General features: G+C 62.3%; 12 protein-coding genes. 6 read left to right on the top strand and 6 right to left on the bottom strand.

Annotated features, from left to right (window positions below; translation table 11 throughout):
• Positions 1-26 precede the first annotated feature (26 nt).
• Both argA and argE read right to left on the bottom strand, forming a co-directional pair.
• On the bottom strand, positions 27-1,325 hold the full coding sequence (argA, locus tag LOY50_RS27580; RefSeq protein WP_214510044.1) for an amino-acid N-acetyltransferase: 1,299 nt from the start codon (positions 1,323-1,325) through the stop codon (positions 27-29).
• Positions 1,326-1,464: 139 nt separating this feature from the next.
• A complete protein-coding gene (gene argE / locus LOY50_RS27585; protein WP_253470296.1) occupies positions 1,465-2,622 on the bottom strand; it encodes an acetylornithine deacetylase in 1,158 nt (385 codons plus the stop codon).
• A gap of 147 nt (positions 2,623-2,769) precedes the next feature.
• Between argE and LOY50_RS27590 the strand changes: the two genes are divergently transcribed.
• Positions 2,770-4,137 (top strand): inorganic triphosphatase, encoded by a 1,368-nt coding sequence (locus tag LOY50_RS27590; RefSeq protein WP_013694509.1) that lies wholly within the window; start codon positions 2,770-2,772, stop codon positions 4,135-4,137.
• A gap of 106 nt (positions 4,138-4,243) precedes the next feature.
• Here LOY50_RS27590 and LOY50_RS27595 read toward each other — a convergent pair whose 3' ends face one another.
• Positions 4,244-4,714, bottom strand: a complete 471-nt coding sequence (locus LOY50_RS27595) for an Lrp/AsnC family transcriptional regulator (RefSeq protein WP_057449489.1) — start codon at positions 4,712-4,714, stop codon at positions 4,244-4,246.
• 126 nt (positions 4,715-4,840) lie between these two features.
• On the opposite strand from LOY50_RS27595, the gene LOY50_RS27600 reads away from it, so the two are divergent.
• From LOY50_RS27600 to LOY50_RS27620, 5 genes are all read left to right on the top strand, one after another.
• A complete protein-coding gene (locus tag LOY50_RS27600; RefSeq protein ID WP_258689694.1) occupies positions 4,841-5,179 on the top strand; it encodes a hypothetical protein in 339 nt (112 codons plus the stop codon).
• Between the two features lie 144 nt (positions 5,180-5,323).
• Positions 5,324-7,108: a GspE/PulE family protein gene (locus tag LOY50_RS27605; RefSeq protein ID WP_253470300.1), complete on the top strand. Its 1,785-nt coding sequence runs from the start codon at positions 5,324-5,326 to the stop codon at positions 7,106-7,108.
• Positions 7,109-7,294: 186 nt separating this feature from the next.
• The gene (locus LOY50_RS27610) at positions 7,295-8,215 is read left to right on the top strand and encodes an SPFH domain-containing protein (RefSeq protein ID WP_003206668.1); all 921 of its coding nucleotides are present in this window, start codon (positions 7,295-7,297) and stop codon (positions 8,213-8,215) included.
• Positions 8,216-8,224: 9 nt separating this feature from the next.
• Positions 8,225-8,674 (top strand): NfeD family protein, encoded by a 450-nt coding sequence (locus tag LOY50_RS27615; RefSeq protein WP_253470301.1) that lies wholly within the window; start codon positions 8,225-8,227, stop codon positions 8,672-8,674.
• Positions 8,675-8,739: 65 nt separating this feature from the next.
• On the top strand, positions 8,740-9,060 hold the full coding sequence (locus LOY50_RS27620) for a DUF2388 domain-containing protein (protein ID WP_170846005.1): 321 nt from the start codon (positions 8,740-8,742) through the stop codon (positions 9,058-9,060).
• Positions 9,061-9,239: 179 nt separating this feature from the next.
• On the opposite strand, the gene gcvH is transcribed toward LOY50_RS27620, so the two are convergent.
• The 3 genes from gcvH to LOY50_RS27635 all read right to left on the bottom strand — a co-directional run bounded on the left by gcvH (position 9,240) and on the right by LOY50_RS27635 (position 12,536).
• Positions 9,240-9,629 (bottom strand): glycine cleavage system protein GcvH, encoded by a 390-nt coding sequence (gcvH, locus tag LOY50_RS27625; RefSeq protein ID WP_258689700.1) that lies wholly within the window; start codon positions 9,627-9,629, stop codon positions 9,240-9,242.
• Between the two features lie 52 nt (positions 9,630-9,681).
• Complete coding sequence (gene gcvT, locus LOY50_RS27630) at positions 9,682-10,764, bottom strand: glycine cleavage system aminomethyltransferase GcvT (RefSeq protein ID WP_253470302.1); 1,083 nt, start codon at positions 10,762-10,764, stop codon at positions 9,682-9,684.
• Positions 10,765-10,919: 155 nt separating this feature from the next.
• On the bottom strand, positions 10,920-12,536 hold the full coding sequence (locus LOY50_RS27635) for an iron ABC transporter permease (RefSeq protein WP_214510051.1): 1,617 nt from the start codon (positions 12,534-12,536) through the stop codon (positions 10,920-10,922).
• Positions 12,537-12,668 lie beyond the last annotated feature (132 nt).

Raw genomic sequence — 12,668 nt, forward strand, 5'->3', positions numbered from 1 at the left:
GACAGCGCAAATTTTCCGACGGCCGCTTACAAGGATTTTTCGAAGATTTTCGAGTTGCGCTGGTAGTTGTAGAGCGAAGCCCGCGCCGCCGGCAGGCGCTCGACACTGCTGGGTTCAAAGCCACGTTCACGGAACCAGTGGGCGGTCCGGGTCGTCAGCACGAACAGCGTCTTGAGCCCCTGGGCGCGGGCCCGGGTTTCGATCCGCTCCAGCAGCTCATCGCCCCGGCCACCATGGCGGTACTCCGGGTTCACGGCCAGGCAGGCCAGTTCCCCGGCGTCCGAATCGGCAATCTGGTACAACGCCGCGCAAGCGATGATCATGCCTTCGCGCTCGACCACGCTGAACTGCTCAATCTCGCGCTCCAGCACTTCGCGGGAGCGACGCACCAGGATCCCCTGCTCTTCCAGCGGGCTGATCAGGTCCAGCAGGCCGCCAACATCCTCAATGGCCGCTTCGCGTACCACCTCGAATTGCTCCTGGGCCACCAGCGTCCCGCTGCCATCGCGGGTGAACAGTTCGGCCAGTAGCGCACCGTTCTCGGCATAGCTGACGATATGGCTGCGCGCGACGCCGCCCCGACAGGCCTGGGCTGCCGCATCCAGCAATTCGGCCTGATAGTCGCTGCCCAGGCGTTGCATATGGCCCGGAACCTGTTGCGGGCGCAATTCGCGAACCAGCCGCCCGTCCTCACCGATAAGCCCCTGTTCGGCACCGAACAGCAGCAGCTTGTCGGCTGCCAGGTCGATGGCTGCCCGGGTGGCAACGTCTTCACAGGCGAGGTTGAAGATCTCTCCGGTGGGCGAATAACCCAACGGCGACAGCAGCACGATGGAGCGCTCGTCCAGCAGGCGATTGATGCCCTTGCGATCGACCCGGCGCACTTCACCGGTGTGGTGATAATCCACGCCTTCGAGCACGCCGATTGGCCGCGCGGTGACCAGGTTGCCGCTGGCGACCCGCAGCCGCGAGCCCTGCATGGGCGAGGACGCCATGTCCATGGACAGGCGGGCCTCGATGGCGATGCGCAACTGGCCGACCGCGTCGATCACGCACTCCAGGGTCGCGGCATCGGTGATGCGCATGCCGTGGTGGTAATGAGGCGTGAGGCCCCGTGCAGCGAGGCGGGTCTCGATCTGCGGGCGCGAACCATGGACCAGCACCAGGCGCACGCCGAGGCTGTGCAGCAGCACCAGGTCATGGACGATGTTGCCGAAATTAGGGTGTTCCACCCCGTCGCCGGGCAGCATGACGATGAAGGTGCAATCGCGGTGGGCGTTGATGTAGGGCGAAGCGTGACGAAGCCAATTGACGTATTCGGGCATGAACCTGGACCTGTAATAAATAACAGCCAAAACAAAGACGAAACAGAACGCACAACGGGGCTGGTGGTTATCGTCGGAACAGGCTTGGCGACACGCGCGCTCTCCTCATGTGATGAATACGGCCCCGCAAGGGGGCAATTTAACCGACCGTGGCCGGCGTCAGGCAGTAATGGCCGATCAACTGCCGCAACAACTGTACGGTAGGTTGCAAACGTGACATTTCAAGGTACTCGCCCGGTTGGTGGGCGCAGGCGATATCGCCAGGGCCGAGCACCAGGGTTTCGCAGCCAAGGCGCTGAAGATAAGGCGCTTCGGTGCCAAACGCCACTGCTTCGGCACGATGGCCGGTAAGTCGCTCGGCCACCCGTACCAGCTCGCAGTCTTCGGCCTGCTCGAAGGGTGGCACTTCGGGGAACAGCGGTGCGTAGTCGATCTTGACTTGATGGCGTTCGGCGATGGGGTTCAGCTTCTGTTGGATCGCCGCCCGCAGCACTTGCGGGTCCATGCCCGGCAACGGGCGCAGGTCGAATTCCATGGAGCATTGGCCGCAGATGCGGTTGGGATTGTCGCCGCCATGGATGCAGCCGAAGTTCAGGGTCGGTTGTGGCACGGTGAACTGCGGGTTACGGAACTCACGTTGCCATTGCAGGCGCAGTCCGCGCAGTTCGCCCATGGCATCGTGCATGGCTTCCAGCGCGCTGTGGCCCAGGCTCGGATCGGAGGAATGGCCGCTGCGCCCGAGAATGTCGATGCGCTCCATCATCACGCCTTTGTGCAGGCGAATCGGCCGCAGGCCGGTCGGCTCACCGATCACCGCCGCGCGCCCCAGTGGTCGCCCGGCATCGGCCAGGGCCCGGGCGCCGGACATGGAGCTTTCTTCGTCGCAGGTCGCGAGGATCAGCAGCGGTTGCTTGAACGGTTGGTCCAGCAGCGGCTTGACCGCTTCGATGGCCAAGGCGAAAAAACCCTTCATGTCACAACTGCCCAGGCCCACCCAGCGGCCATCGACCTCGGTGAGCTTCAGCGGATCGGTCTGCCACAACGCGCCGTCGAACGGCACCGTGTCGCTGTGGCCAGCCAGCACCAGCCCGCCGGGACCGCTGCCAAAACTGGCCAGCAGGTTGAATTTGCCGGGGTTGACCTGCTGGATATCACAGCAGAACCCCAGCTCGGTGAGCCAGCCTGCCAGCAGCTCGATCACGGCACTGTTGGACTGGTCCAGCCCAGGCTGGGTACAACTGACCGAAGGTGCGGCGATCAGGGCAGCGAATTGATCTTTCATGGACGGCAAAGGCATCGCTGACTCCGGGCTTACAGATTGGCGTTCATCATAGAACCATCTGGACCCAGGAATAAACCTAGGGCGAGTGAGTCCTGTACACTGCACGGCCTTGGCAGCCACACCTTCCCCCGGCTGCACACCCGATCCCTGGATTTTCCGGCCATGCAGAAAGAAACCGAAATCAAACTCCGCGTCAGCCGCGAGACCCTGGCAGCCTTGCGCGAGCATCCGCTGCTGAAAAAACGCAACAAGAGTGGCTGGGAACGCCACGAACTGATGAACCAGTATTTCGACACGCCGGAGCGTGACCTGGCCCAGGCCAAGGTCGCCCTGCGCCTGCGTCGTGACGGCGAAGAGGTGATCCAGACCCTCAAGACCCGCGGCCAGAGCGTCGCCGGCTTGTCCGAGCGCAACGAGTACGATTGGCACCTGCCCAAGGCCAAGCTCGACCTGAAGAAGCTCGACGGCGAATGCTGGCCCGAGGCCTTGGCCGAACTGGACAAGAAAACCCTCAAGGCCATCTTCACCACCGATTTCGTTCGCGAACGCGCTGAAATCGCCTGGGGCCGTGGCAAAAGCAAGGTGGTCATCGAAGCCGCCCTGGACCTGGGCCATGTGGTGGTCGGCAAGCAGAAGGAAGAAATCTGCGAACTGGAGCTGGAACTGCGCGAAGGCGAACCCGCCGCCCTGCTGGAACTGGCCGCCGAGCTGGCCGCGACCCTGCCCCTGATGCCCTGCGACATCAGCAAGGCCGAGCGTGGCTATCGCCTGTATGACGCGGGCAGCTACGCCCTGAGCCTGCCAGCGCCACAACTGACCGCCGAAACGCCGCTGGATGACGCCTTCGCCGCGCTGAGCTGGCACCTGCTCGGCAGCAGCCAGCGCCTGGCCGAACAATACCGTTTCAACGGCCATTGGCGCCTGCTGCAGGACTGGGTGGAAAACCTCGCCGAACTGCGTGCCCTGCTCAGCAGCCTCGGCCAGGCCGCACCGCGCCAATCGACCCACGACTTGCGCCTGGCCCTGGACGCGTTGCTGGAAGACTGGCGCCCACTGGTCCAGGCCGGCCTGGATGACGAAGACGTGCGCAAGGCGGCACCGGAACAGTTCCTTGAAGAGCTGCAAGACCCGCGCTGGGGCCTGTTTTCCCTCAACACTTCACGCTGGCTGTTGGCGCGCAGCTGGGCCGCCGAGCGCAACACCCGTGGCAATCGCCAGGGCGCGGCGCAACTGGGCAGCTGGCTGCCGCGCCTGCTCGGCGAAGAATCCTCGTCCCTGCAACTGCAACGCTACCAGCAGCAGCCGGAAGACCTGGCCGAGCAACTGCCGCGTATCGAACGCATCCAGGCCTGGCTGCACCACGCCCGCCATGTGCTGGAGATCCCGGAAATGGATCGCCTCTACGGTGAACTGAACAAACTGGCGCAATTGGCCAACCAACCGATCACCGACGAAACGCTGGATGCGCGCAAGCAACAGGCGATTGCGGTTTACCAGAATCGGGCCTGGAAGACTTTGTTGCGCCTGTAAGATCGCCATCGCGAGCAAGCTCGCTCCCACAGGGGTCTATATCGAGATCCAATGTGGGAGCGAGCTTGCTCGCGATGAGGCCAGCACAAACACCGCAGAAACCAGCTCAGCGCAGCACCGGTAAACTCGTCGTCGACTTGATCTCCGACAGCGCCACGATCGAGTTCACTTCCTGGATCCCCGGCACCATCGACAGCTTTTCGAAAAAGAATCGCTCATACGCCTCGATGTCCGCCGTGACGATGCGCAGCAGAAAATCCACCGACCCCATCAGCACGTAACACTCCAGCACTTCGGGAAAGCCGCGGATCGCCTCGGTGAACTCGGTGAAGTTCGAACGGCCGTGGGCGTTGAGTTTGATTTCGGCGAAGATCTGCGTGTTAAGGCCGATTTTCTTGCGATCCAGCAGGGTCACCTGGCCACGAATGATGCCCTCTTCCTTCATCCGCTGGATCCGCCGCCAGCATGGCGATTGAGACAAGCCGACCTGTTCAGCGATCTGTGCACTGGACAGCGAGGCATCCTCCTGCAGCAGCGCCAGTATCCTGCGGTCATAGCTATCCAATTCGCTGTGCATAATCAAACCCGAAATGATTGATGTAGAGAATCAAGCGATTCGAAATGTCGCCAGAATCACTCATCTTAGATAAGAAATACCCCGCCTGGCATGTAAATATTTCTCCCGCCACCAAGGAGACCGAACATGCCCCCACTCGAAGCCGTTACCGTTGCCCCGACCCGCACCGACGTCTGGCACGCCGCCAATACCCATTGTCGGGTGCAGTACCAGATATTGGCCGAAGCCGAGCCGGATTTACTGTGTCGGGCGTTGAACCTGTTTGCCTTGCAGGGCCTGACGCCGCAGCGGGTTCACGTCGAACGCCCAGGCGATATGCTATCGCTGGACATCGTCATGGACGGGCTGAGCTGGCACCGTGCCCAGGTCATCGCTGAAAAATTACGTAACCTGATCAGCGTCTGCTCGGTGGACCTGCAAGACGCTGATATTGCGCACGTTGGGCCGGCCCAAGCCGTCTGTTGAACACCCACGGGCAAGAATTGGTAACGCATTGGTCGGGTAGTGGCCCAACGGCCTACGAGGTCGGGACTATTCTTTTGCAGACCGAGCGAGGACGCCGAAGCGTCTGTATCGCGGCTTTGCTGCAATTGTCCAATAGGAACCCGCATGTCCACCAAACACGCCACTCAGGACCGCTGGCTGGACCTCAACGATCTGCTGCGCCAACTGGTCACCCAGGGCCTCATCAGCCAGGATTCAGCCGAAACCGCGCTGAACGCCCGCCGACGTCACAGCGCCAATAGCCAGTTGCATCCGCTGGAGTTCATCGCCAACCAGCACCTGGACGACCTCAGCCGACCCGGCAAGCGCCTGGACCTGGAGAACCTGACCCTGTGGTTGTCCCAGCAGGCCGACCAGCCCTACATGCGCATCGACCCGTTGAAAATCAACGTCGCGGCCGTGACACCCTTGATGTCCTATGCCTTTGCCCAGCGCCACAAGATCCTTGCGGTGGCGGTCGATCGTGACGCCGTCACCGTCGCCAGCGCACAGCCCTACGTCAACAGTTGGGAAGCCGACCTGACCCACGTGCTCAAGCTGCCGATCAAGCGGGTGGTCGCCAACCCGGTGGACATCCAGCGCTTGAGCGTGGAGTTCTATCGCCTGGCCAAATCGGTCAGCGGCGCCACCACGGTCGATCAGCAACCGAGCAACCTGAGCAATTTCGAACAGTTGCTCAACCTGGGCGCCAGCGACCAGGAGCCGGACGCCAACGACGCCCACATCGTCAACATTGTCGACTGGCTGTTCCAGTACGCCTTCCAGCAACGCGCCAGTGATATCCACATCGAACCGCGCCGCGAGCAGGGCACCGTGCGGTTTCGCATCGACGGCGTGCTGCACACCGTCTATCAGTTCCCGCCGCAGGTCACGATGGCAATCGTCAGCCGTCTCAAGAGCCTGGGGCGGATGAACGTCGCGGAAAAACGCAAACCCCAGGACGGCCGAGTCAAGACCAAGACCCCGGACGGCGGCGAAGTGGAATTGCGCCTGTCGACCTTGCCCACCGCGTTCGGCGAAAAAATGGTCATGCGGATTTTCGACCCGGAAGTGCTGCTCAAGGACTTCGACCAACTCGGCTTCTCCGCCGACGACCTGCGTCGCTGGCAGGACATGACCCGCCAGCCCAACGGCATCATCCTGGTGACAGGGCCTACCGGCTCCGGCAAGACCACCACCCTCTACACCACCCTCAAGAAGCTGGCGACGCCAGAAGTGAACCTCTGCACCATCGAGGACCCGATTGAAATGGTCGAGGCCTCTTTCAACCAGATGCAGGTCCAGCACAACATCGACCTGACCTTCGCTGCCGGGGTGCGGGCGCTGATGCGGCAAGACCCGGACATCATCATGATCGGTGAGATCCGCGACCTGGAGACTGCCGAGATGGCGATCCAGGCGGCGCTCACCGGGCACCTTGTGCTGTCGACGCTGCACACCAACGACGCGCCGAGCGCCATCAGCCGCCTGCTGGAGCTGGGTGTGCCCCATTACCTGATCAAGGCCACCGTGCTCGGAGTCATGGCCCAGCGACTGGTGCGCACCTTGTGCCCGCAATGCAAGGCCCCCCTGACCCTGGACGAAGATGACTGGCAAACCCTGACGCGGCCCTGGCAGGCGCCGCTGCCGAGCAATGCCCAACAGGCCGTCGGTTGCCTGGAATGCCGTGACACCGGTTACCGCGGTCGCGCCGGCGTCTACGAAATCATGCAACTGACCGACAGCGTCAAGGCCTTGATCCACCCCGACACCGACCTGCTGGCGGTGCGCCGCCAGGCATTCAAGGAAGGCATGCGCAGCCTGCGACTGTCGGGGGCGCAAAAGGTGGCGGCGGGCTTGACCACGGTCGAGGAAGTGTTGCGGGTGACGCCGCAGAGCGAGCAGAAGTAGCTGTGGCAGCACCTGTGGCGAAAGGCTGTGGGAGCAAGGCTTGCCCGCGATGAAAATGACGCGGTCTCCCGGGGAAGCAAGGCGCCCGCATCGCGAGCAAGCTTTGCTCCCACAGAGTGATGATACTGGCCGCGTGCCCTACACTCAGGGCTCGCAGGTCCATCTCAATTCGCACAGGGAACCGTCATGCAGATCGGTAGTGTACTTTTACTTTTCATCGGCCTCGTGGTCGCCATCCTGTTCATGGGTTTCAAGGTCGTGCCCCAGGGCTACCAATGGACCGTCGAGCGGTTCGGGCGCTACACCAACACGCTCAAGCCCGGCCTGAATATCATCATCCCGGTGATGGATCGCATCGGGCGCAAGATCAATGTCATGGAAAGCGTGCTGGACATCCCGCCCCAGGAAGTCATCACTGCCGACAACGCCACGGTACAGATCGACGCCGTGTGTTTCTTCCAGGTGGTCAATACGGCCCAGGCTGCCTACGAGGTGAACAACCTCGAGCACGCCATCCGCAACCTGCTGCAAACCAATATCCGTACCGTGCTGGGGTCCATGGAGCTGGACGCGATGCTGAGCCAGCGCGACGGTATCAACGAAAAACTGCTGCGCACCGTCGATGAAGCCACAGCGCCGTGGGGCATCAAGATCACCCGGATCGAGATCAAGGACATCAGCCCACCGGCCGACCTGATGGCCGCCATGTCGGGGCAGATGAAAGCCGAACGTATCAAGCGTGCCCAGATCCTCGAAGCCGAGGGCCTGCGAGCGTCGGCGATTCTCACCGCCGAAGGCAAGAAGCAGGCGCAAATCCTCGAGGCCGAGGGCAGCCGCCAGGCCGCGTTCCTGGAATCCGAGGCCCGCGAGCGCCAGGCACAAGCCGAAGCGCTGGCCACCCAGGTGGTGTCCCAGGCGATTGCCGACGGCAACGTCCAGGCCGTGAACTACTTCGTCGCGCAGAAGTACATCGATGCGCTGGGCAAACTGGCTTCGGCCAACAACAGCAAGGTGATCCTGATGCCACTGGAAGCCAGCCAGGTCATCGGTGCGGTCGGCGGCATTGGCGAGATCGTCAAGGCCACCTTCGACAGCAAGAAAGCCTGAGGCACGCGTATGTGGATGTTCCTGCAACACATGTCGTACTGGGACTGGCTGGCGCTGGGCGTCATCCTGCTGATCCTCGAAGTGTTCGGCGCCGGCGGCTACTTGCTGTGGATCGGCATGGCCGCCGCGGCGGTCGGCGTGCTCACGTTCATCCTGCCGCAGATGCCGTGGGAGCTGCAGTTCCTGTTGTTCGGCCTGTTCGCCATCGCAACAGCGCTGTACTGGTGGCGGCGCCAGCGCAGCGCGGTGCGCCAAAGCGATCAGCCGCACCTGAACCTGCGCGGGCAAGAGCTGATCGGCAAGGTCTTCCAGGTTCATGAAGCGATTGTCGATGGCCGCGGCAAGATCAAGGTGGCCGACAGTGTCTGGCTGGCCAAGGGGCCCGAGTCGTCCGTGGGAATGCGGGTCAGGGTGGTGGCGCAGGAAGGCGCGGTGCTGCAGGTGGAACGGGCTGACTGACAAGGCATGGAACTGAATAGAGGCGCAGGTAATCCAACATCATAGTTAACCCAGTGGAGTCCCCTATCATGCGTCTCAAACTTGCTGTCGCTACCCTAGCCTTGCTGTCTCTACCTGTTGGCTCGGCAATGGCCGACACGTTTTGGCGTAACGTCATCTCATCCGGTGCGACCACCGGTTCCACCTACCTGACTTTCAAGGATCACAAGCTGATCGTCGCCGCCCAGGATGATGCCGGCAGCTTCGTCGCCAGTGACGGCGGTATTCGTGGCCCTTACCTGGAAGCGGCGATGCAGAAAGTGCGTGCCGACAACCCAGGCCTGCAAGCCACCGACATGGAACTGGCCAACGCGATCCTGGCGAAAAACGCCGTCGCCCAGGACTGATTCCCGGCCAATAAAAAATGCCGCTCGATTGAGCGGCATTTTTTTGCCCGGTGAACACCCCTGGCTATCCCAACCCCTGTGGGAGCGAGCTTGCTCGCGATAGCGGTGTGTCAGCCAACATCAATGCTGCTGGTCCACCGCTATCGCGAGCAAGCTCGCTCCCACAGGTGCAGTCGTCCTTATTCGCCTTCGCCAATAGCGGCCTGGTAACCTGCCGCATCGAGCAGCTTGTCCAGCTCAGCCTTGTCGCTTGGCTTGAGCTTGAAGATCCAGGCGCCATACGGATCGGAATTCAGCAGCTCCGGCGAACCGCCCAACTCTTCGTTGATCGCAATCACTTCACCTGAGATAGGGGAATAGATGTCGGAAGCGGCCTTGACCGACTCAACCACACCGGCCTGGTCGCCTGCGCCAAAGACCTTACCGACTTCAGTCAGCTCGACAAATACCACATCGCCCAAGGCTTCCTGCGCATGATCGCTGATGCCTACGGTGACGGTACCGTCAGCTTCCAGGCGTGCCCACTCATGGCTTTCGGCAAAACGCAGTTCGGCAGGGATATCGCTCATATTCTGTGTCCTCAAGAGAAAGTGTCAGCGGCCAGCGGCCCGCCGCAAAAGGTTAGATCAGGGTTTTGCCATGGCGGACGAAGGTCGGTTTGACCACCCGTACCGGGTACCACTTACCGCGAATTTCTACCTCGGCACGGTCGGCGGTAGCCATCGGAACACGTGCCAGGGCGATCGACTTGCTAAGCGTAGGAGAAAAACTACCACTGGTGATCTCCCCTTCGCCAACATTGGCGATGCGAACCACCTGATGGGCGCGCAAGACACCCCGTTCTTCCAGCACCAGCCCAACCAGTTTGTGCTGCACACCGCTGGCAATCTCGGCTTCCAGCGCACTGCGCCCGATGAACGGACGGCTCGCCGGTTCCCAGGCGATGCTCCAGGCCATGTTCGAAGCCAGCGGCGAAACGTCCTGGTTGATGTCCTGGCCGTAGAGGTTCATGCCGGCCTCCAAGCGCAAGGTATCGCGGGCGCCGAGGCCGATGGGCGAAATGCCGGCCCCTACCAGGTCGTTGAAGAAACTCGGGGCCTCCTGGGCAGGCAAGACGATTTCCAGGCCATCTTCGCCGGTATAGCCGGTCCGGGCGATGAACCATTCGCCGTCGGCGCGACCTTCGAAAGGCTTGAGTTGCTGGATGATTTGCCCGCGCGGTTGCGTCACCAGTTCGGCAATCTTCTGCCGGGCCTGGGGGCCCTGGATCGCCAGCATCGCCAGCTCGGGGCGCTCATGCAGCTGCACGTCGTAGCCACCGAGCTGTGCCTGCATCCAGGCCAGGTCCTGATCGCGAGTCGAGGCGTTGAAGACCAGCCGATAGCCGTCCTCGACCCGGTAGATGATCATGTCGTCGACGATGCCGCCGCGCTCATTGAGCATCGCGCTGTACAAGGCACTGCCTGTGTCCTGCAAACGATTGACGTCGTTGGCCAGCAAACGCTGCAACCAGACCTTGGCCTGGGGGCCGGCGACATCGATCACGGTCATGTGGGATACATCGAACACTCCGCAGTCGCGACGCACCTGATGGTGTTCTTCGACTTGCGAGCCGTAGTGCAAAGGCATATCCCAACCGCCAAAATCGACCATCTTCGCGCCGAGGGCGAGATGAAGGTCATACAGAGGCGTACGCTGTCCCATGGGTTTCTCCTTCCGGGCTTGGCGAAGGTGCGGACGGGCACTGCATAGCGCGAACGTCTGAAAAAAGGAGTTTTCTGACGTTCTCAGTTGCCCGGTCCGACAGACGGACCGCACCGAATGCCGCGCATTGTAGCCGCATGAGGTGGGACTGACACCTAGCTGTTTCGATGGGCCGAACGTCGTATCAATCCGATGACCGGCAATAACCCCACCAGTACCAACGTCAGCGCCGGCAGCGCGGCCCGGGCCCACTCCCCTTCGCTGGTCATCTCGAAGATCCGCACCGCCAGCGTGTCCCAGCCGAACGGGCGCATCAGCAGGGTGGCGGGCATTTCCTTGAGCACGTCAACGAACACCAGCAACGCCGCGCTCAAGGTGCCGGGCAACAGCAAGGGCAGATACACTTTGAAAAACAGTCGTGGCCCACTGACCCCAAGGCTGCGTGCAGCCTCAGGCAAAGACGGACGAATTCGCGCCAGACTGCTTTCCAATGGACCGTAGGCCACGGCCAGGAAGCGCACCAGATACGCCAGCAACAGCGCCGACAGGCTACCCAGCAACAACGGCTTGCCTGCCCCGCCGAGCCAGCTCGACAGCGGGATGACCAGCTCACGGTCCAGGTAGCTGAATGCAAGCATGATCGACACCGCCAGCACCGAACCGGGCAAGGCATAACCCAGGTTCGCCAGGCCGACGCCGGCACGAATCGGACGGGTTGGCGCCAGCCGCCGGGCGAACGCCAGCAGCAAGGCCACGCAAACGGTGATCAGCGCGGCCAGACCGCCCAGGTAGAGGGTGTGGACGATCAGCCCGGCATAACGCTCGTCCAGGTCGAAACGACCGCGCTGCCAGAACCACACCACCAACTGCAGCACCGGAATGACAAACGCGCAGGCAAACACCAGGAAGCACCAACTGCTGGCTGCCACGGCCTTGAGACCGCGCAACGTATACAAAGCCTTGGCTCGGGGACGTTCGTTGCTGGCTCGGTGGGCCCCGCGGGCCCGGCGTTCGCCGTAGAGCACCAGCATCACCGCCAGCAACAGCAGGCTGGCCAGTTGGGCAGCGCTGGAGAGGCTGAAGAAGCCATACCAGGTCTTGTAGATCGCGGTGGTAAAGGTGTCGAAGTTGAACACCGACACCGCGCCGAAATCCGCCAGGGTTTCCATCAGCGCCAACGCCACGCCCGCACCGATGGCCGGCCGGGCCATCGGCAGCGCCACGCGCCAGAACGCCTGCCACGGCGATTGCCCGAGCACCCGCGCGGCTTCCATCAAGCCCTTGCCCTGGGCCAGGAATGCACTGCGCGCCAGCAGATAGACGTAAGGGTAAAAGACCAGCACCAGCACCAGGATCACCCCACCGGTGGAACGGACCCGGGGCAGGCGCAGGCCGCTGCCGAACCATTCCCGCATGAGCGTCTGTACGGGGCCGGCAAAGTCCAGCAGGCCAACGAAGACAAACGCCAACACGTAGGCCGGAATCGCAAACGGCAGCATCAACGCCCAGTCGAGCCAGCGTCGCCCGGGGAACTCACACAGGCTGGTGAGCCAGGCGAGGCTGACACCCAGCAACGTCACCCCGACACCCACACCAAGGATCAACGTGAGGGTGTTGCCCAGCAAGCGCGGCATTTGCGTGTCCCACAGGTGGGACCAGATCTGTTGGTCGATGCTCTGCCAGGACAGCAGCAAGACGCTAAGGGGCAACAGGACCAGCGCGGCGATGGCGAAGACCAGGGGGTACCAGCGGCGTTGGGCGGGGTGGGCCAAGGAATACTCTCGTTAAACAAACGGTCATGTGGCGAGGGAGCTTGCTCCCGCAGGGCTCTGTAGGAGCTGGCGAAGCCTGCGATCTTTTGATCTTTCTGATCTTTCTGATCTTTCGCTTGAGATTCAAGTGGC

This window comes from Pseudomonas sp. B21-010 (assembly GCF_024749325.1).
In the GTDB taxonomy this organism is placed as follows: domain Bacteria; phylum Pseudomonadota; class Gammaproteobacteria; order Pseudomonadales; family Pseudomonadaceae; genus Aquipseudomonas; species Aquipseudomonas kilonensis.

Coding starts and splice junctions, on each gene's coding strand:
- argA (WP_214510044.1), bottom strand. CDS start 1,325: ATGCCCGAATACGTCAATTGGCTTCGTCACGCTTCGCCCTACATCAAC.
- argE (WP_253470296.1), bottom strand. CDS start 2,622: ATGCCTTTGCCGTCCATGAAAGATCAATTCGCTGCCCTGATCGCCGCA.
- LOY50_RS27590 (WP_013694509.1), top strand. CDS start 2,770: ATGCAGAAAGAAACCGAAATCAAACTCCGCGTCAGCCGCGAGACCCTG.
- LOY50_RS27595 (WP_057449489.1), bottom strand. CDS start 4,714: ATGCACAGCGAATTGGATAGCTATGACCGCAGGATACTGGCGCTGCTG.
- LOY50_RS27600 (WP_258689694.1), top strand. CDS start 4,841: ATGCCCCCACTCGAAGCCGTTACCGTTGCCCCGACCCGCACCGACGTC.
- LOY50_RS27605 (WP_253470300.1), top strand. CDS start 5,324: ATGTCCACCAAACACGCCACTCAGGACCGCTGGCTGGACCTCAACGAT.
- LOY50_RS27610 (WP_003206668.1), top strand. CDS start 7,295: ATGCAGATCGGTAGTGTACTTTTACTTTTCATCGGCCTCGTGGTCGCC.
- LOY50_RS27615 (WP_253470301.1), top strand. CDS start 8,225: ATGTGGATGTTCCTGCAACACATGTCGTACTGGGACTGGCTGGCGCTG.
- gcvH (WP_258689700.1), bottom strand. CDS start 9,629: ATGAGCGATATCCCTGCCGAACTGCGTTTTGCCGAAAGCCATGAGTGG.
- gcvT (WP_253470302.1), bottom strand. CDS start 10,764: ATGGGACAGCGTACGCCTCTGTATGACCTTCATCTCGCCCTCGGCGCG.